The following is an 18,346-nucleotide window of genomic DNA, read 5'->3' on the forward strand; positions in this document are numbered from 1 at the left end:
TTATTTAAAAACATCATACGTAGAGACTCCAAAATCGATTACAGCCTCATACCTTGAAGAAACGTCAATCCCAAAGGAATAATCCTTATTGTACTGATGAGCATTAGCATGAACCAGACCAACAGATGGCTCTGATCTATTCAATAAATATAACGCAATTATAGAAGGCCGCGGCCCCACAGAAGTTGCGACAATATTGAAGTCTTCAAGATCAACGCTGATCAACTTATGCATATTATCTCTCAGCTCAATGGGATCTGAATATGCATCGAGCTTTTCGACTTGTATTTCAGCTCCACCACTAAGCTGACTTACACATCTAGAATTATTGCCTAGCTGATCACCGCCTTGAGTGATCAGGACAATTTTTCTAGGCTCAAAAAAATCTACAAAGTGCTGAGCTCTACCCAGATCAAAGCCAGAAAACAATATTAGCGAGGTAGGGAGATCTGGATATGCAATACCACTATGCCTAAATACCATCTGGGGCTTACCAGTATCTGCCGACAACCACTCCCCATACGATTCGGGAGGATAATACACACAAGTAAACTTTAACTTATTTCGTTCTAAACTATGTAAGCACGCCCAGATAAGATAGCGAGGCATTGTTGTAATATCCAAAACAACTTCCGCCTCACTTGATACATTGGCGAGAGCATTCAGAGCCACATTCCAAATACCAACATGATCATCACTGCCAAATTCAAAATAATTATGCCCAACTCCAAGATCACTTAACTTTGATGAGAGGACAGCTTTACTACATCTAGTCACATCAGAAAAAAAAGTCAAGGGCTGAAATATTACAATATGATCCGGAATATAGCTTAGAAGTATATCTTCTATACCTGCAAGAAAGCGCGGTTCCCAGCCTAACGAGGTGATCAGAATTTTACTATTCATCAAACAACCCTCTTTGTGTATCCGATTCTGCCACCGCCGGAAATTTCCCGGTTAACATAGAGCCTAATAGAGCAGATGCTTTAATAGACGCTCTTCCATGCTGCCCATGCGGATCCAAGCCTCTAGCAGGCCAAAATAGTCTGTTAAGAGTATAGTAGTCTTCCTGACGCCCCGCATCCTTTGAAGGACCCGATCGTCTATACATAATCTGAGCCTTCCGCATTAGCCCTAAGATAGGCATCAACTGATTATCTGCTTCAGGCGTCCTTTCAGAAATCGTAAACGTAATAATCCTCGGCTCAGAGACGTGATTGAAAAGTCGATCGCGGAAATAGTCACCCAAAGCGCTAACCAAATTGAAAATCAACTTAGCTTGCTCTTTTGTGCAATCTTCAAGCTCTCGATCTAGTCCATCTCGGACACGACTCCAGAGCTTTTCACTTTCCCTCATAATCACATCAGCCTGGATTGCAGGCGAGATTTTCCGCACTGGCTCCCCAGGGCATTTGGACACAGCATCATCGTACATCCAGTAGCACGGCAACAGGAGGTTACGAACAACACCACTCGACAAATGTATTAAAGTGTCAAGACCGGAATAGATAGGACGATTTGCCTTAGGAGAGCGCTTGCGAAAATACAGCGCGCGAGCTTGCTTGTACGCATAGTCATTTACTTGTTTTCTTTCAGCGCCAGGATTTGCAGCGATATAATTATCTACAACCTCTTGCCAGCAAATCTCTAGCTCAGCCTTAAACTCAGGACTTTCTTCAAAAAACTCGTCTGGAGTAGCATTCACTCCAATATTTTTTAATCTTTTCTCTATTATGCTTCTAGCAAGCATTCCAAACTGGGAATTTTCATTCTGAAAAGGTTGTTCCAAATTTATCGCAATGTAATCATGCCCTTCGATAATACTTCCACCGGTAGACGTTTTTCTATCAAAATCCACCACCGTAGCAAGTGCAACCTTAAAGCTAAAAACCGAATGATCCCTATAACTCAACCAAGAATTCAGCATCAATCGCTGATCATCATTCAAATCTTGTGCATCATCAATCATTAAAGAGAAGTGAGTTTCCTGTAGCGCAGAAGTCGTTCTCAATGCGCCCAAAAATGGGACAATTAAGGTATAAAACGTTCTCGCAAAAGTAAAATCGCTTCTATTTTCAAATGACAAAAACTGCTCTTGCGTCTTTCTCAACTCTTTCTTTAAAGCTCTTTTAATACATTTGAATATACTGAAATCCGACGGAAGCTCGTCGTCAAAAACATAAAATAGTTCATCCCTAAGCTCTTCGAGACTTAAGGGATCGAACACTTCAACAATTTGCTCACAATGCTCTGCTATCGCTACAGCAATAGAAAGAACGAAATAGTGTTCAGAGATGGCCCTAGAGAACTTCTCATCCTCAAAAAAATCATGGTCGACCCTCCTTGCCAGCGGAGTACTGCAAGAAACATACACCCCCACATGCGACAGGTCCTTCTCTATAAGAGGAGTATCCTGTTTCTTAATTTCCAGCGGCAGGGAATAGTAAAGTAAAGTCATACTTTTACCACAACCACGATGCCCTAGCAGAAGTACATTTCGCGAGGACTTCAGAAAGCGAGAATAGTTATGATCATCTATAAACCAATCAATCAACAGGCGGTCGGGGAGGTTTTTTGCGCCATCAAAATCAAAAGGATTATCGGTCATCCCATTTCCTCACTAAGCTTCTGCAACCTAGGTACCAATATATCTACACCATATTCAGGATGAATTTTTTCGACATCTTTAGAATCAACACCCGGAATAAAAAGATCATCCAACTCTATAGGAGGACCGACAGAATCAAGAGCCTCCATGCCTTTCCAGAAATTCATTATAATAGAGGTTTTCTTAAATGCCTCCAAATCCGAACTATAATGTTTACAGTATCTGCGTTCACTATCCAGCTTATGTATCCTTGAGTATATATATCTTAACAACTCACAAAATACTTTCAAATCCTCAGAACTATTAAAGTCTACGCCCTCAATATCTATATGATACGTTAAAGCGATTCTACCACCACCCAAATCAATATTGACGGATGTAATCTCTGCATACTTGTGATGAATCAGTGAGTCTTCAGAAAACATTGCAGCCGATATCATATATGAAGAGGTTCGTTGCGGCCCCTCCGCAAGCTCATCAGCGAAGCGCAAAATCGATGCTAAATTCTGAACACGAATTTTACTGCCAAATATAAAATCATCTTTTAAATCTTTTAAAGTATCACTAGTGCCATCGGTACTTTTCCCACTATGACTGCGCCCAATATTAACCACCAGCGCCATTTCTTGCCGATTAAGCCATAGCTTATTAAATATCTCTCCATACACAGCAGCAATTTTTAAGTTATGCTTCTTCCTACCAAATATATTTCCGACATCATGGAACAATATTGACTGACATAAAATATAGAGCTCTTCGGTACTAAGTCGATCAGTCCCCCCTAAAAGCTGATAAGCATTATCAAGCACGTCACGAATATGTTCTGGACCGTGATCAGTCAGATTGGCCTCGTTCGTTCGTATCCAAGGTAGAATTTGACCAACGAGTAGCGTCCGTGCAGTTACATACCTGCCCCATAAGGCGTCGCCAGTACTTCCTTGGCTATCCAATCGTAGTTTGAGCTCATCTTCTATCTTGGATGATTCCCACATTCTTTAATTATCCAGGGTCATATTGACATGGTGATATGTTGAAAAACAGCCTGCGCAAGTAACGGGGGTACGGCATTACCTACTTGCTGCTGCTGAAAACCAATTGTTCCTTGAAATTCATAGCTATCTGGAAATGATTGAAGTCTTGCAGCTTCTCTAATGGACAACCCCCGGTGTTGCCACGGATGAATTAGCATATTCTTACGAAAATTCCCCACTACTATTGAGGGCCTGTCAGAATAAAGTCGATGATATATCCCCGTATGGCACCGTGACTTATCAGCATAGTTCAACATTAACTCGTCCGGTATATTCTCCCAGTTCCCACCCTGAGGTACATATGGATATCTAGACAAAATATGTTGCGCATTTCTTGTGATCAAGTGATTGGCGCAACTATCTAGCCCACCTCGCATCAACTCAGAAAATTCCGAGTGCGCAGGAATTCGATATGGCAATATATTAATATTTGCACCATTCTCTAATAGAGGGAGATCGCCAATCGCCTCATCAACAGTAATAAATCTATCTTGTGTTACTGCCGGCTCATCTAGAACTACTCCTTTTCTAGAGCCTATAACAAATAGCCGCTCTCTCCTCTGCGGAACGCCATACTCTGTTGCATTCAATATAAATGTAGAGGTTTTGTACTTTAGCTTTTTAAAAGACTCTTGAATATCTCTTAAAAAAACACCACCCTCAGTTTCTTTAAGACCTTTAACATTCTCAAATACGACCCACTCTGGCTCTAACGCTTTAACAAACCGCATATATTCTAAAAATAACCAGTTATTTTCATTGCTTGCCGACCTGGTTTTTTGATTTGAAGTTGAGAACCCTTGGCAAGGGGGCCCACCGAAAAGAATTAGTGGCTCACTAGTAAGCTCTGGTAAATCTGAAAGTTGAACTTTACGGATGTCTTCATTCAGAACGACCGTATCCGGATGATTCAGGCGATAGGTGGCGGCCGCATGCGGATCATTTTCTATTGCGTATTTTACGTCAATACCTGCGAGCGCTGCTCCTACCGACATGCCCCCGGCACCCGAAAATATATCTACGGCCTGCATTTATTATCTCATTCAAAAATTGATTGACAGTACCATATTTTCTTAAAACGAGCAGTCCTTTCCTGCTGGTGCTCAGCCAATTTTGAGGAGAGAACATCGGTGGCTTTCAGTACTGACGGCTAGAAAAATGGCGTCGAACGGGTGCGGAAGGACAGAGCAGGAAGGCTTGGGCGCCGCGGCTTTCGTTGCGCCAGCAATCTGGCCTTGAGGCGCCGAAGCCATAAGTCTACATACGATCACTGAGCCACGTGTAGACGGATTGGGCCCCGCCTTTCCGGTAAAGGGTTCTCACAACGTGGGGCTTCGGCCCTTATAGTCGTGGTGTTAGATACCATTTTCCCTCAACTGGCGACCTGGGTGTCGATAGATGGGCACCAGCTGGCAGGGCTTCGATCTAAATGTGGCGATTGACGTAACAACTATTGGCCTTGTAACACGCCCGTTGACAGCCCCACACAAACGTGTAAAACATGCAAAAATCTTTAAAATCATATAGTTAGTGAGTTTTGTAACACCTGTAACACCCGTTACACAACTTTTTAAAGCTCATCCCCTAGCCCCCTTATTGTCGTATCCTTCAGCGAAGAAAATCTGGCTGTGTCGGAGATAGATAATCCTGCTAGGAAACTGGCGGCTAATCTGCTGACTACGCTGTCGAAAAGCCTTTAATTGTGCATACGGAAGTACCTTGCGTCGTCAATAGATGAGCGCTGTTCACACACCATTGCACTATTGGTCATACGCTGAGGCCCTTGAGTATTCGGATAGACGTGAGGCAAATAGCCCGCAGGGCCTCGTTGGCGTGTTGGCTTCAATGGTAATTGACCGAGTTGCCTGGATGGACTGTTCAAAGCAACAGCACAAACGGGCACCTTTACCGTTTTTGTAACGATGTCTCTTTTTTCTTCAAATTCCTTACAATTTCAACGTTGAAATTTCAGTAAGTTGGCATGACTGCCGCTAACGCGATCTCGCGGGTTTCATGCCCCGTGTACTACCGAATATCTCAGGGCCCCCGCGTATCTAGCGCTATGTGCCACTATACGAACGACCAACCCGCCTCAGCTGACGCTCTGTCAAACTGAATCAGGGAAATCATCAAACAGGGATGAAAAAAGATGGAAGGATTTTGGGACCGTTGGGGAAGTCTGATTCAACGCCTTGTTGCTTCAGTAGGATCGCAGGCTTCTTTGTTAGCACTTGTACTCGTCTTCATGCCGCAGCCAGTAGACCTTTCCGGATGGCCTGGTGCTCTGGCTCTTGCAGCAGGGTTGCTGGCGTTTGCCAGCATCTGCCTTGAGTTCAGGGCTGATAAAAAGGCTCACAACAACAGGAAAACGTACGAAAAGGACGATGTCATTGGTATCAAATCCTATATGCGCAGCTGGATTGGTGATAGCGGCAGAGCAATCATTTGGACTCGCGACTTAAGCTGGGCAGACGATGACTCGACTAAAAAGCTACTCAAAGAGAAGGCGCAAGAAGGGAACTTAACTGTCTGTATGCCAAAAATGACGGAGTTAGGAGAGGTACTTAGAGCGGCCGGAGCCAACGTTTGGATCTACGGAAGACCAAGCTTTCTCGCTCCAGCATCACGCTTCACCATCGCACACTTTGGGAACGGCGGTTCTCAAGTAGCGATTGGGCGTGGTGGGCGTGGTATCCATGTGATTGAAGAAATTGACTCAAGCCATCCAGCACTTCACATGGCGATTGATCTCGCTAGCCTCGCTGAGCTGCTTCATAAAGAGAACGCCGCCCATGTTTGATGTTCTGAACTCTCAACCAAAGCCTCTGGCGGACCTGACCCAGCAATGGGATCAACTGGCGAAGGAAAGAGCGCGACAACTCAGCAGCGGGCTAGACATCAGCTTCAGTAAAGTGGTCGCTCCCACAGCGTTAAAACTTCTCCAGGGCGCAGACCTTTCAGCGTTCTTGGACATTGGCTCTGGCACTGGCCACTTCGCAACCCTTGTTTCCCCACTTGCAGGCTCCGTCATAGGGGTAGAACCGTCAGGAGCAAGCGTCGAAATTGCGATGCATCTCTGTGAGAGCCGCACCAATATCAGGTTTATTCAAGCGGCTGTGGAAGACGTGACGGTCACTCAACTCAATGGTCTAGCTAGTGCTGCCACCGCAATAATGGTGATGATGGCGGCTCCGGACTTGAGACGGTTTGCTGCAGCGGTGAATGCCCTCCTTCGCAGCAATTCAACGTTTGTAGCGGTGATTCCCCATCCGTGCTTTTGGCCTGAGTACTGGGGCTATGCAAATGCCGAGTGGTATGACTACACCAAGGAGATCTTCGTAGAAGCACCTTTCAAAGTCTCCCGTGATCAAACCTCAATACGAACAACGCACATTCACCGTCCACTCAGTCAGTATCTATCTACCTTCGCAAACCATGGCTTCAAATTGGTGGCCTTTGAAGAGCCAATACCGGAAGAGAGCGTGCAGGCGATGTATCCAGAACCTTGGCATTTCCCTAGGTTCGCCGCGTTAAAATGGATTAAGGAATAGAGGCAAACTCAAAATCATTTAATACAGCACCTTCGTTCGTGTATCCCTACATGTATCCCTAAATGTACAATACTTCTGCAAGGCACGAACTATATAGATCGCACGAGTCTCCCTCGGGGCACCATCTTAAGAAAAGACCTTGAAATTCAAGGTCTTTTTTTTCGTCTGTGAAAAAGTGACCGGCATGGCAGTAGAGGTAACGGGACCATGGAATTGACGCTTGAAGCAGTTGCACTGTTTGCCCTGAAACTGGTGCATGAGACCGAGGACGGCAGCCCGCTGCTGCGCGATGACCCGGCGATGGATGGGTATGAACGCGAGGTGTTTGGGCTGCTGGTGCGCCAGGGTGATTTGGCGCGGATTCAGTTAAAGCTTGATCAGTGCCTGACGTTAGCGCTCGACTCTCTGGGCGGCGCCCATACCGTGATGGGGCGCGAGCTGCAGCGGCTTGCGCTGGACGTGCATCAAGCAGCGACCCTGGAAGCACTCAATGCTCCGCTCCAGGCACTCAAGGATTACCTCAAAGCCATCCTGTAACGCGCACCTAGCGTCGCCCCTCCACCGCCATCCGCACCGCCAACCCCATCAACACCGACCCCATCACCCAGCGCTGCACCACCTGCCAGCCTGGCCGGGTGACGAAGAACACCGCGATGGAACTCGCCATGCAGGCAATCACCGCATTGACGCTCACGCTGATAAAAATCTGCAGGGAGCCCAACACCAGGGATTGCATCAGCACACTGGCATGACCGTTCGGATCGATGAACTGCGGCAACAGCGACAAATACATCACCGCTACTTTGGGATTGAGCAGGTTGGTGATTAGGCCCATGGTGAACAGCTTGCGCGGGCTGTCCTTGGGCAAATCCCGCACCTGGAATGGCGAACGCCCACCCGGCTTGACCGCCTGCCAGGCCAGGTACACCAGGTACAGCGCCCCGCCGAGCCGCAGCGCGTCGTAGGCGAAGGGCACTGCCATCACCAACGCAGTGATACCCAGTGCCGCGCAAACCATATACACCACAAAACCCAACGCCACCCCGCCCAGGGAAATCAACCCGGCGGTGCGGCCCTGGCAGATCGAGCGGGAGATCAGGTAGATCATGTTCGGCCCAGGCGTCAGCACCATGCCGAGTGAAATCAGGCCATAGGCAAGCAAGCTGGACATATCGGGCATTGTTTCGCTCCTGGATTTTTATTCTGCCAGCGTGAATCCTTCGCCACACTGTGATGTTTCGCTCCATGCTAGGGCGTTAGAGGCGTGGGCGTTAGATACAGATCCGCGAACAAAACCTCATACAGGGAGCGAGCTTGCCCCCTCCCACATTTTGATCGCGCTGTATCAGCTGAATACGCATGCGAGGCCGCTCACTTGGGCTGGAATGTCTCCAGGTATGCCAGGATGTTTTCAATCTTCTCCTGATCGCTGATCCCCCAGAAAATCATCCGCGTCCCACTCACCACCTTCTTCGGCGCTTCGATATAGGCGGCAAGCTTTTCCCGCGTCCACACCACCCCGGAATTCTTCATCGCATCCGAATACTGATAGTCGGTGGTAGTTCCGGCAGGCCGGCCAATGATGCCGTTAAGCTGCGGCCCGAAACCACCGCGGGCGCCTTCGCCGACGCTATGGCAGCCACCGCAGGTCTTGGCGAAGAGTTTACCGCCCGCCTCCGCGTCGCCGGCGGCGAAGGCAGGGCTGGTGGCAAGGGTCAGGACGAGGGTGAACAGGGCGTACTTCATTGAGGGCTCCACTTCGGCTATTACCGGCGATTATGCCTGTTTAAGCGGGCATGCCCCCAACCGTTCAATCAGGCGCGTCAGATAACCTCGCTCCAGTAGCAACCACGTCAAATGACCACCCATCGTTTAAAAAACATCCAATCGAACCTATAAGCGCGCGCTCCACTCCACCCTACTGAACCCCTGATGGTGGAGTAAGGATCATGGCTCAGCCATCGATTTTGGTGTTGGAAGACGACGAGATCATTCGTTCGTTGATGGTGGATGTGCTGGAGGAGTTCGGGGCGCATGTGACGTCGTTCCCTTCGGCGGATGACGGGATGATTTTCCTGGAGCGCGATGATGAGCAGGTGGACCTGATTGTCAGCGATATCCAGATGCCCGGGCTGTTGAACGGCTATGACTTGAGCAGGGTGGTGGCGCATCGTTGGCCATCTATCCAGGTGCTGTTGACATCCGGCAATACGTCCCTGGCGTCTGAGTTGGGTGGCAGGGTCAGGTTTTTACCCAAGCCATGGAGCACCGAGCGTCTGCTGGAGTGTGTGGAGTCGGCGTTGACCCAGCAGGGTGCGTCCATGCATTGATAGCGCTGCGACATCGCTCAAGCCGAACTTCCGGTCAGGCGAAGGGGTCATTAACCATGCATGGAGCGACTTCTCGGATCCGACGGTCAGCCTTTTCGCTTTGTGCGCTCAGCTGACGGCCATGAGTGTGTAGAATCGTTGCCGACTTTTACCCGTCATGGATGGCTGACAAGCCCACAGTTCGAGCTCATTGAATGCATTCACAGGCCCCTGACATTGGTGCGCCCCCGTTGCTGGAAGCCTTGCGCACAGGTACGGGCTTGCTGCACGTAGCACTGGAAAAGCGCCTGCCGTTTTTCTGTGCAAGCCTGGATGCCGATTGGTACCGACGCTTGCTTGAAGCGTATTACGGGTTTTACGCGCCGATGGAATCGACGCTCTACAACAGTGGCTTGATCCCTGATGGCTTCGACTGCGTATTGCGTGCGAAAACCCCGACACTGGTCTGTGATCTACACGCCCTTGGCCTGGATGACGTTGGGATCAACGCCCTGCCCCGCTGCACCCACCTCCCCGACCTCGACACCGCGGCGGCCTGCCTGGGCGTCCTCTATGTGCTGGAAGGCGCGACCCTCGGCGGCCAGGTGCTGCGCCGGGAAATGGCCCTGCGCCTGGACGTGGGTGCCGACAACGGCGGCGCGTTTCTCAATGTATATGGCGCCGAGACCGGTCGACGCTGGAAAGACTTTCTCGATTATCTGGGCCGTTTGCCGTTGGACGCACTCGCCAAACAGCACGCGGTGAACGCGGCCCGTTCGACATTCAGCGGCTTTGAGCAATGGCTCGACAGCCAGGAGGTACTGCTATGAAACCCGAAGATTTTGAAGAGTTGCTTGCCAACTGTGCTGACGAGCCCATCCGCTTTCCGGGGGCGATCCAGCCCCATGGGGTGCTGCTGACCTTGTCGGAGCCCGGCCTGGAAATCATTCAGGTGAGTGCCAACGTAGGCACCTTGTTTGGCCACGCGCCTGAGACCCTGTTGAACCAGCCGTTGCACACGCTGATTGGCGACGAGCATGCCCAGGCTGTGCAAACCATGGCTGCCAACAACACGTTTTTCGATGCTCCGCCCCTGCACGTCACTTTCAACGGTGCGCCATTCGAGGGCCTGCTGCATCGCCATCAGGATGTGTTGGTACTGGAATTCGAACCACGGCTCGAGAACTTCAAGCCACAGGCGCGCAATGGCCGCACCAGTGACCTGGGCAAGATGCTGCAACGCCTGCAATCGGCCAAGACCCTGCAGGCGCTTTACGCCATCAGCGTGAATGAAATCCAGGCCATGACCGGTTATGACCGGGTACTGATCTATCGCTTCGAAGAGGAAGGCCATGGCCAGGTGATTGCAGAAGCGTCGGCACCGTCCATGGAGTTGTTCAATGGGCTGTTCTTCCCCGCATCCGACATCCCCGAACAAGCTCGCGAGTTGTACCGCACCAACTGGCTACGCATCATCCCGAACGCGTCCTACGAACCGGTGCCGCTGCTGCCCAAGTTGCGGCCGGACACCGGCCAGCCCCTGGACCTGAGCTTTGCCACCCTGCGCAGTGTCTCGCCGATTCACTGCCAGTACATGCAGAACATGGGTGTGCTGTCGTCCATGAGCATCTCGCTGATGAAGGGCGACAAACTCTGGGGACTGATCAGCTGCGGCAACCGCGAACCGCTGCTGGTGCCCAACGATCTGCGTATGACCTGCCAGACCATAGGCCAAATACTGTCGTTGCAGATCAGTGCCATGGAAGCCCTGGAGCTGAGTGGTCAGCGCGAAGAGAAAATCGAAACCCTGGCGCTGCTCGATCAAGCCATGAAGTCCAACGAAGGCAATGTGTTCGACAGCCTGGCCCACCACGGCAAAAAACTGATGGACCTGACCCTGTCCGGCGGCGTGGCGATCATTGAAGACAAACAGTTGCACCGCTACGGCAACTGCCCGGAACCGGCGCAGATACGCACGTTGCACAAATGGTTGCAAGAGAGCGACGAGCCGGTGTTTTCCAGCCATCACCTGGCCTCGGTGTACCCGCCTGCCGCCGAGTACCAAACCGTCGCCAGCGGCGTACTCGCCATGAGCCTGCCCAAGCCTGTGGATAACGGTGTGCTGTGGTTTCGACCGGAGGTGAAAGAGAACATCAACTGGAGTGGCGATCCGAAAAAGCCGTTGAACCTGGAAACTTCCGACGCTGGCCTGCGCCTTCGCCCGCGCACGTCGTTTGAAATATGGAAGGTGGAAATGGCCGGCATCTCCACCAAGTGGAGCCATGGCGACCTGTTTGCCGCCAACGACCTGCGCCGCTCGGCCTTGGAAAACGACCTGGCTCGCCAAGTGCTGCGCGAACAGCAGGCAGTGCGCGCCCGTGATGAATTGGTCGCGGTGGTTTCCCACGACCTGCGTAACCCGATGACCGTCATCTCGATGCTCTGCGGCATGATGCAAAAAGCCTTCAGTTCCGAGGGCCCACACACCTCACGGCGGATTTCATCGGCCATCGACACCATGCAGCAGGCCGCCGGACGTATGAATGTGCTGCTGGAGGACTTGCTCGACACCTCGAAAATCGAGGCCGGGCGCTATGTGGTCAAGCCGGTGGCACTGGATGTCAGCCAGATTTTTGAAGAGGCGTATTCACTGCTTGCACCACTGGCCACGGAAAAAGCTATCGACCTGTCGTTCAATGCCGAGCCTGGCCTGCAGATCAATGCCGACCCGGAACGTTTGTTCCAGGTACTGTCGAACCTGATCGGCAACGCAATCAAGTTCACACCGCGCCAGGGCAACATCGGTATCAGCGCCATGAGCAACGGCGAAGAGATCGTATTCTCTGTGCGTGACTCCGGTGAGGGCATTGCCCCTGAGCAACTGCCCCATGTGTTTGAACGCTACTGGACCCAGACAGAGAACAACCCTACCGGCAGCGGGTTGGGACTGTATATCACCCAAGGCATTGTCCAGGCCCACGGCGGGCGGATTGAAGCCCAAAGTGAGTTGGGCCGTGGCAGTGAGTTCAGGTTTACGGTGCCTAAGCCCGCCTGAAACGCGCCCAAACATTTAATTACCTGAGGCCGGGAACGACGAACCCGGCTTATGCCACTGATTAAGTGCGCACTCAAAGGGAGCATTGATGCGGGAACAATCCTCCAATTGAGCAAAGGGTTTATCATGATTATCGGTCAGCCGTTCCACGCCTATAACATCAACCAATCCACGGAGGTCCAGCAGGACCATCAAGCGCCCCTAAATCCTGCGGATAACCCGTCGACAACTGAAAGCAATCAATCAGAGACCGTGACGACGGGGAAATCTTCTCACTCATCCCTGGATTCCCTCGGACAGGGCCGGCTGCTTTGACCCTACCCACAGCACCAGGCCTGTAGCACGCCTGGTCGCCCCCAAGGAGTGCAGCGCCGGTGCTGCACTCTGTTGACAAAACACCGACATCCGCCGCGCTACCCTTTCACGTCCTAGACTTCGTGTGAGCCACCACCTCAATGCTTCAACCCGACACTCTGCCCGCAGTCATTGCAGGACCGCTGTTAAGGCGGCTGGAACCGCAGCGCCTGGTTATTTGGTTGGTGGGCAGTCGTGTCCTGCCGTTGTACTTGGAACTGCGTTTACCCCACGGCGAGACGTTGGATATCCCTTTAGATACCACGTGCTGCCAAGTCGTGCCCGTCGGGCGCCATGCCTTCATCCACCTGATCGATGTAGCGCTGGACCATGCCCTGCCCCTGGATGTGGTCATCGGCTACGACCTGTTGATCGACGGCGTAGGCATCGCCGACTGGGCATCACATTTGCTGTACGCCGAAACGACGATGCCGAACTTCGTGCTGCACAGCCGCATCCACCAGTTGGTACACGGCTCCTGCCGTAAGCCCCACCACCGTGCCGACGAAGGCTTGTTGTGCGTTGATCGCCTGCTGGCAGATGCCCGCACACCGACCGAACGCCCGGCCCTGCTGATGATGAGCGGCGACCAGGTCTACGCCGACGATGTCGCAGGCCCCATGCTACGGGCAATTCATGCGCTGATCGCGCGCCTGGGGCTGTTCGACGAATACCTGGAAGGTGCCGTGGTGACCGACAGCGCCACCCTCTACGACCATCGCGCCAGTTACTACCACCGAGCGGATTTGCTCCCTGCGCTGGACAGTAACGAGACCTTGCGCGAACGCTTTTTCGGCGGTGTGAGAAAACCTATCTTCACCAGCAGCACCGCGGACAACCACCTGGTGACCTTTGCCGAAGTGATCGCCATGTATCTGCTGGCCTGGTCACCCACGCCGTGGACGCTGATCACGCCACAACCGCCGCAACTGAGCCCCGAAGAACAACAGCGTTATGCCCGCGAGCAGGCGCAGATTGACCTGTTCCGCAGCGGTCTGCCTGGAGTCGCTCGAGTGTTCGCCCGCCTGTCGACGCTGATGATCTTCGACGATCACGACATTACCGACGACTGGAACCTCAGCGCCCAATGGGAAGAAACCGCCTACGGCCACCCCTTCTCCAAACGCATTATCGGCAATGCGTTGCTGGCGTACCTGTTATGCCAAGGCTGGGGCAACCAGCCCGAAGTGTTTGGTGAACTGCTGAGCCAAACCCAGGCCATGGCCGGCCAGGCACGCGACAATCATCTCGACGCCGTCGCGCAAGATGACCTGCTGGAAGCGCTGTTGAAATTCCAGCACTGGCACTACGTATTGCCTACCACGCCCGCCCTGGTGGTTTTGGACACCCGCACCCGACGCTGGCGCAGCGAGTTCACCCTCAAGCAACCCTCCGGCCTGCTGGACTGGGAAGCCTTGAGCGAACTGCAACAGGAACTGCTCGACCACCCGTCGGCCATCATCGTCTCGCCCGCGCCGATTTTTGGCGTAAAGCTGATCGAGACCGTACAGAAAATCTTCAGCTGGTGCGGCTTCCCCTTGCTGGTAGACGCTGAAAACTGGATGGCCCATCGCGGCGCCGCCCAGGTGATATTGAATATCTTCCGCCACTCGCGCACCCCGGGTAACTACGTGATCCTCTCCGGCGACGTGCATTACTCGTTCGTCTACCAAGTGCTGATCCGCCATCGCAACGGTGGCCCGAAGATCTGGCAAATCACCAGCAGCGGTATCAAGAACGAGTTCCCGCCACGCTTGCTGGAATGGTTCGACCGCCTCAATCGCTGGCTCTACTCCCCACGTTCACCGCTCAACTGGTTTACCCGTCGTCGCACCATGCAGGTGGTACCGCATATTCCGGAGCATGCCGAGGCGGGGGAGCGTTTGTGGAATTCGGCGGGCATTGGCCAGGTGTTTTTCAATGAGCACGGCCAGCCAGAGGCTATTTACCAGCACAACGCCAATGGGAAGCCCCGGACAAAAATGGCGACCCCCGAACAATAGCCTATTGCCACTAGCCAAAAGCAGCACACCCGCCCTATTCAAAGCGCGCAAGCTGCGATGTACAGTAGCGCCAGCCACGGAGTATCGGCGACAACAATGACTGGCCTTAAGCCAGCCCCCGCAGGAAGCGCGCTGATGGACGATACATCCGGCAACGAACCACTACGCAATGACATAACCGACCTCAACGTCGACCTGTTACACGCCATCATGGAACTGGTCAGTGACGGAGTCTGGGACTGGAACGCCAATACCGGTTTCGTCTACCGCAACCCCGGCTGGTACGAAATGCTTGGCTACTCCCGCCACTCCCTGGAAAATAGCGTGTTCACCTGGGAGAACGTGATCCACCCCGAGGATTACCCCCGCGTGATGGCGATGTTTGACGACTACATCAGCCAGCGCTCGCCCCATTACCGGGCTGAATACCGCTGTCGAAAAGAAGATGGCACCTATCTCTGGATCGAGGACTGCGGTTATATCATTGCACGTAACCCCGACCACTCCGTTGCCCGCATGGTGGGCGCGCACCGCAATATCCATACGCGCAAATGCTCCATCGAACAGTTGCAAAGGCGCAATAAATCCCTTGAGGCACTGGTGGCCGAACGTACCCTGGAGCTGTCGCGGGTCAATCAGCAACTGCAATTGCAGCTGGACGAAAACCGCTCCCTGGCCGAACGGGATGCGCTGACGCGCATCGCCAACCGTTATCGCCTGGAAAAAGTCCTGCTGGAAGAATGCGACCGCGCCGAGCGCTTCCGCTTGCCCCTGGCGCTGGTGGCGATGGATATCGATGATTTCAAGCCGATCAATGACCGCCACGGCCACGGCGTCGGCGACCAGACGCTGATACAGGTGGTCGAAAGCCTGGAAACCTGCATACGCACCAGCGACTTGCTGGCCCGGTGGGGGGGCGATGAGTTTATGATCGTGCTGCCCAAAAGCACCCTGGAGATGGCCAAGGAACTGGCCGAAAGGATTCGCCATACAGTCAAGCTAGCGCCCACCGTAGGCGGCTTCAACGTCACCCTGAGCCTGGGTGTGGTGGAGCGGCGCATGGGTGAGTCGCCGGCCGCCCTTATGGCGCGGGCCGATCAAGCGCTGTATCGGTCAAAGGCGGCGGGCAAGGACGGGGTTTCGGAATAATGCAGGCAACCGCTCCTTCCGATTTGGAATGACCCGGCGACTTTATTTCGTTTGCGGCAAGACCAGGCGCGCGGCTTAGATAAACACGCCTGCCCTTGCCGAGTCCCGTATTCATGAGCCACGCCACTATCAGCCAATCAATTTCCATCGTTCACCCCATCAGCCTCTGCCACGGTAAAAACGCCGAAGTCTGGGATACGGCGGGCAAGCGCTATATCGATTTTGTCGGCGGCATCGGCGTACTCAACCTGGGCCATTGCCACCCAGCTGTGGTTACGGCGATTCGTGAGCAAGCGGCCAAGCTCACTCACTACGCGTTCAACGCCGCACCACATACGCCCTACATCGAGCTGATGGAACGCCTGACTGCGTTTATTCCGGTGGGCTACCCGGTCAGCGGCATGCTCACCAACAGCGGCGCGGAGGCCGCGGAAAACGCCTTGAAGATCGTGCGTGGCGCCACCGGGCGCACGGCGGTGATTGCCTTTGACGGTGCTTTCCACGGCCGCACACTGGCGACCCTCAACCTCAATGGCAAGGTGGCGCCCTACAAGCAGAAAGTCGGCGTACTGCCCGGCCCGGTGTACCACCTGCCCTACCCCAGTGCCGACAACGGCGTGACCGGTGCCGAAGCACTGAAGGCCATGGAGCGCCTGTTCAGTGTGGAAATCGACGTAAACGATGTGGCCTGTTTCATTATCGAGCCGGTGCAGGGTGAAGGCGGCTTCCTCGCCCTGGATATCGAGTTCGCCCAGGCCTTACGCCGGTTCTGCGACGAGCATGGCATCCTGCTGATCATCGATGAAATCCAGTCAGGGTTTGGCCGCACCGGCCAGCGTTTTGCCTTCTCGCGCCTGGGCATCGAACCGGACCTGTTACTGCTCGGCAAAAGCATTGCCGGCGGCGTGCCGCTGGGCGCGGTGGTCGGGCGCAAAGCGCTGATGGACAACCTGCCCAAAGGTGGCCTGGGTGGCACGTACTCCGGCAACCCCATCGCCTGTGCGGCAGCGCTGGCCACTCTTGAGGTGATGACCGATGAGCATCTGCAGGCATGGGGATCACAACAGGAAGCGGCGATTGTCAGCCGCTATAACACCTGGCGTTCGCGACAACTGTCGCCCTACCTGGGCCGCCTCACCGGCGTTGGGGCCATGCGCGGCATTGAGCTGGCCCATGCCGACGGCACGCCCGCGCCCCAGCAACTGACCCAATTGCTGCGCCTGGCGCGGGAGGCCGGCTTGCTGCTGATGCCCAGCGGCAAGTCGCGGCACATCGTGCGCCTGCTGGCACCATTGACCACCGAGCCGGCGGTGCTGGAGGAAGGCTTGGATATTCTCCAGGCCTGTCTCGCACAACTGGATGAATAGCACGCATGCCAAGGCAGGGCCTGGATGGTGGTACAGGCATTGATGCGCCGCTATCGGCACTGAAAGTATTCACCCGCCCGAACCTGCCTTGACCTGATCCCTCTCCCCGCCGAAAATGCCCGACGTTTTTTTGTCTCCCCGCTTACTACGCAGTGAAATTTTAATGTCCGATTCCTACACCGCAGAATCCGCCGAAGAATCCGTAGCCGCCTTGCGATCCAAAGCCGAATACGAAAACGCCATCAATCTTTCACAGCATGTGCCAGCGGCCAAGATCATCAGCGAGATGGTGCTGGACGCGTTTCACACCTCCAAGGAAAGCGACCAGATCCGCGAGTTGCGCGTTGCCATCCGCCAGGCCCACGACGCCTTCGACGATGACAAAGCCTATGACCTGATGGGCCAGCTCAAGCAATTGAAAGACGCCGAAGCCGCCGATAACGCCGCCCTGGAAAACCTGAGCAGCCAGTTCTCCATCAGCCGTATCCTGTCCTGCTTCAAGGACGACCCAGAGTTCCAGGAACTGGTGTACGGCCTGGCCCTCAAGGTACTGAACCAGTCGCACCAGGCCATCAGCAACCCGAGCGCCGGCAAGGGCAAGGCCGCGCGCGCCAAGAAAGACACCGAAGTGTTTGTGATCAGCAAAGATGGCATCAGCGTCACCCTGCCGCTGCGCACGCCGCGCTCCAAGCTCAATGTGGACCGCGAAGCACTGGAGTTCCTCGGCTTTACCTTCGTGGGCGAAGGCAGCGAGGCGGAATTGGCGAGTGAAACCTTCATCGACAACAGCGGCGCGCAGCAGCCGGTCACGCGCAAGAGCATCATCACCGCACTGCAACAGCAAAGCGCCTTTGACGGCTATACCATCGCCGCCCAGTAACACGATGTGCAGCACACATCGAGCAAGCGCCGAAGGTCG

At 53.6% G+C, this 18,346-nt stretch carries 16 protein-coding genes; 10 read left to right on the forward strand and 6 right to left on the reverse strand.

The window, feature by feature from the left end; genetic code table 11:
* From BLU48_RS31845 to BLU48_RS22850, 4 genes are read right to left on the reverse strand one after another with little or no spacing between them, the layout of a single operon-like run.
* Positions 1-906 carry a hypothetical protein gene (locus tag BLU48_RS31845; protein ID WP_124356303.1) on the reverse strand — a complete coding sequence of 302 codons (906 nt, stop codon included), beginning with the start codon at positions 904-906 and terminating at the stop codon, positions 1-3.
* Positions 899-2,608 (reverse strand): ORC-CDC6 family AAA ATPase, encoded by a 1,710-nt coding sequence (locus BLU48_RS22840; RefSeq protein WP_057025658.1) that lies wholly within the window; start codon positions 2,606-2,608, stop codon positions 899-901. Before BLU48_RS22840 ends, BLU48_RS31845 begins: the two co-directional genes overlap by 8 nt.
* Entirely contained in the window at positions 2,605-3,600 is a 996-nt protein-coding gene (locus BLU48_RS22845; RefSeq protein ID WP_057025657.1) for an HD domain-containing protein, read from the reverse strand. Before BLU48_RS22845 ends, BLU48_RS22840 begins: the two co-directional genes overlap by 4 nt.
* A gap of 17 nt (positions 3,601-3,617) precedes the next feature.
* Complete coding sequence (locus BLU48_RS22850) at positions 3,618-4,670, reverse strand: DNA cytosine methyltransferase (RefSeq protein WP_082636744.1); 1,053 nt, start codon at positions 4,668-4,670, stop codon at positions 3,618-3,620.
* A 1,118-nt stretch (positions 4,671-5,788) separates the two neighbouring features.
* Here BLU48_RS22850 and BLU48_RS22855 point away from each other — a divergent pair.
* The 3 genes from BLU48_RS22855 to BLU48_RS22865 all read left to right on the forward strand — a co-directional run bounded on the left by BLU48_RS22855 (position 5,789) and on the right by BLU48_RS22865 (position 7,727).
* Complete coding sequence (locus tag BLU48_RS22855; RefSeq protein WP_057025656.1) at positions 5,789-6,439, forward strand: hypothetical protein; 651 nt, start codon at positions 5,789-5,791, stop codon at positions 6,437-6,439.
* Positions 6,432-7,190, forward strand: a complete 759-nt coding sequence (locus BLU48_RS22860) for a methyltransferase domain-containing protein (RefSeq protein WP_057025655.1) — start codon at positions 6,432-6,434, stop codon at positions 7,188-7,190. Before BLU48_RS22855 ends, BLU48_RS22860 begins: the two co-directional genes overlap by 8 nt.
* Positions 7,191-7,397: 207 nt before the next feature.
* Entirely contained in the window at positions 7,398-7,727 is a 330-nt protein-coding gene (locus BLU48_RS22865) for a hypothetical protein (RefSeq protein ID WP_057025654.1), read from the forward strand.
* A gap of 7 nt (positions 7,728-7,734) precedes the next feature.
* Here BLU48_RS22865 and BLU48_RS22870 read toward each other — a convergent pair whose 3' ends face one another.
* Together BLU48_RS22870 and BLU48_RS22875 are read right to left on the reverse strand one after the other, a co-directional pair.
* Complete coding sequence (locus tag BLU48_RS22870) at positions 7,735-8,370, reverse strand: LysE family translocator (RefSeq protein WP_057025653.1); 636 nt, start codon at positions 8,368-8,370, stop codon at positions 7,735-7,737.
* Positions 8,371-8,561: 191 nt separating this feature from the next.
* Positions 8,562-8,936 (reverse strand): c-type cytochrome, encoded by a 375-nt coding sequence (locus BLU48_RS22875; RefSeq protein ID WP_057025652.1) that lies wholly within the window; start codon positions 8,934-8,936, stop codon positions 8,562-8,564.
* Positions 8,937-9,139: 203 nt separating this feature from the next.
* Between BLU48_RS22875 and BLU48_RS22880 the strand changes: the two genes are divergently transcribed.
* The 7 genes from BLU48_RS22880 (at position 9,140) to BLU48_RS22915 (ending at position 18,307) form a co-directional block, all read left to right on the forward strand.
* Complete coding sequence (locus BLU48_RS22880; protein ID WP_046069458.1) at positions 9,140-9,520, forward strand: response regulator; 381 nt, start codon at positions 9,140-9,142, stop codon at positions 9,518-9,520.
* Between the two features lie 194 nt (positions 9,521-9,714).
* Complete coding sequence (locus tag BLU48_RS22885; protein WP_057025651.1) at positions 9,715-10,329, forward strand: biliverdin-producing heme oxygenase; 615 nt, start codon at positions 9,715-9,717, stop codon at positions 10,327-10,329.
* The gene (locus tag BLU48_RS22890) at positions 10,326-12,554 is read left to right on the forward strand and encodes an ATP-binding protein (protein ID WP_057025650.1); all 2,229 of its coding nucleotides are present in this window, start codon (positions 10,326-10,328) and stop codon (positions 12,552-12,554) included. The genes BLU48_RS22885 and BLU48_RS22890 overlap by 4 nt, the downstream gene beginning before the upstream one ends.
* A 455-nt stretch (positions 12,555-13,009) precedes the next feature.
* Complete coding sequence (locus BLU48_RS22900) at positions 13,010-14,911, forward strand: alkaline phosphatase D family protein (RefSeq protein ID WP_057025648.1); 1,902 nt, start codon at positions 13,010-13,012, stop codon at positions 14,909-14,911.
* A 135-nt stretch (positions 14,912-15,046) separates the two neighbouring features.
* Positions 15,047-16,060 (forward strand): sensor domain-containing diguanylate cyclase, encoded by a 1,014-nt coding sequence (locus BLU48_RS22905; protein ID WP_057025647.1) that lies wholly within the window; start codon positions 15,047-15,049, stop codon positions 16,058-16,060.
* Positions 16,061-16,173: 113 nt separating this feature from the next.
* A complete protein-coding gene (locus BLU48_RS22910) occupies positions 16,174-17,427 on the forward strand; it encodes a 2-aminoadipate transaminase (RefSeq protein WP_057025646.1) in 1,254 nt (417 codons plus the stop codon).
* A 163-nt stretch (positions 17,428-17,590) separates the two neighbouring features.
* A complete protein-coding gene (locus BLU48_RS22915; RefSeq protein ID WP_057025645.1) occupies positions 17,591-18,307 on the forward strand; it encodes a hypothetical protein in 717 nt (238 codons plus the stop codon).
* The last annotated feature ends 39 nt before the right edge of the window (positions 18,308-18,346 follow it).

The sequence above is a fragment of the Pseudomonas synxantha genome (assembly GCF_900105675.1).
Taxonomy (GTDB): Bacteria; Pseudomonadota; Gammaproteobacteria; order Pseudomonadales; family Pseudomonadaceae; genus Aquipseudomonas; species Aquipseudomonas synxantha.

What these genes read in the sequence shown, in the direction of transcription:
- BLU48_RS22885 (WP_057025651.1), top strand. Translation starts at nt 9,715, where the DNA reads ATGCATTCACAGGCCCCTGACATTGGTGCGCCCCCGTTGCTGGAAGCC.
- BLU48_RS22840 (WP_057025658.1), bottom strand. Translation starts at nt 2,608, where the DNA reads ATGACCGATAATCCTTTTGATTTTGATGGCGCAAAAAACCTCCCCGAC.
- BLU48_RS31845 (WP_124356303.1), bottom strand. Translation starts at nt 906, where the DNA reads ATGAATAGTAAAATTCTGATCACCTCGTTAGGCTGGGAACCGCGCTTT.
- BLU48_RS22905 (WP_057025647.1), top strand. Translation starts at nt 15,047, where the DNA reads ATGGACGATACATCCGGCAACGAACCACTACGCAATGACATAACCGAC.
- BLU48_RS22870 (WP_057025653.1), bottom strand. Translation starts at nt 8,370, where the DNA reads ATGCCCGATATGTCCAGCTTGCTTGCCTATGGCCTGATTTCACTCGGC.
- BLU48_RS22875 (WP_057025652.1), bottom strand. Translation starts at nt 8,936, where the DNA reads ATGAAGTACGCCCTGTTCACCCTCGTCCTGACCCTTGCCACCAGCCCT.
- BLU48_RS22890 (WP_057025650.1), top strand. Translation starts at nt 10,326, where the DNA reads ATGAAACCCGAAGATTTTGAAGAGTTGCTTGCCAACTGTGCTGACGAG.
- BLU48_RS22845 (WP_057025657.1), bottom strand. Translation starts at nt 3,600, where the DNA reads ATGTGGGAATCATCCAAGATAGAAGATGAGCTCAAACTACGATTGGAT.
- BLU48_RS22850 (WP_082636744.1), bottom strand. Translation starts at nt 4,670, where the DNA reads ATGCAGGCCGTAGATATATTTTCGGGTGCCGGGGGCATGTCGGTAGGA.
- BLU48_RS22855 (WP_057025656.1), top strand. Translation starts at nt 5,789, where the DNA reads ATGGAAGGATTTTGGGACCGTTGGGGAAGTCTGATTCAACGCCTTGTT.
- BLU48_RS22900 (WP_057025648.1), top strand. Translation starts at nt 13,010, where the DNA reads ATGCTTCAACCCGACACTCTGCCCGCAGTCATTGCAGGACCGCTGTTA.
- BLU48_RS22865 (WP_057025654.1), top strand. Translation starts at nt 7,398, where the DNA reads ATGGAATTGACGCTTGAAGCAGTTGCACTGTTTGCCCTGAAACTGGTG.
- BLU48_RS22915 (WP_057025645.1), top strand. Translation starts at nt 17,591, where the DNA reads ATGTCCGATTCCTACACCGCAGAATCCGCCGAAGAATCCGTAGCCGCC.
- BLU48_RS22860 (WP_057025655.1), top strand. Translation starts at nt 6,432, where the DNA reads ATGTTTGATGTTCTGAACTCTCAACCAAAGCCTCTGGCGGACCTGACC.
- BLU48_RS22910 (WP_057025646.1), top strand. Translation starts at nt 16,174, where the DNA reads ATGAGCCACGCCACTATCAGCCAATCAATTTCCATCGTTCACCCCATC.
- BLU48_RS22880 (WP_046069458.1), top strand. Translation starts at nt 9,140, where the DNA reads ATGGCTCAGCCATCGATTTTGGTGTTGGAAGACGACGAGATCATTCGT.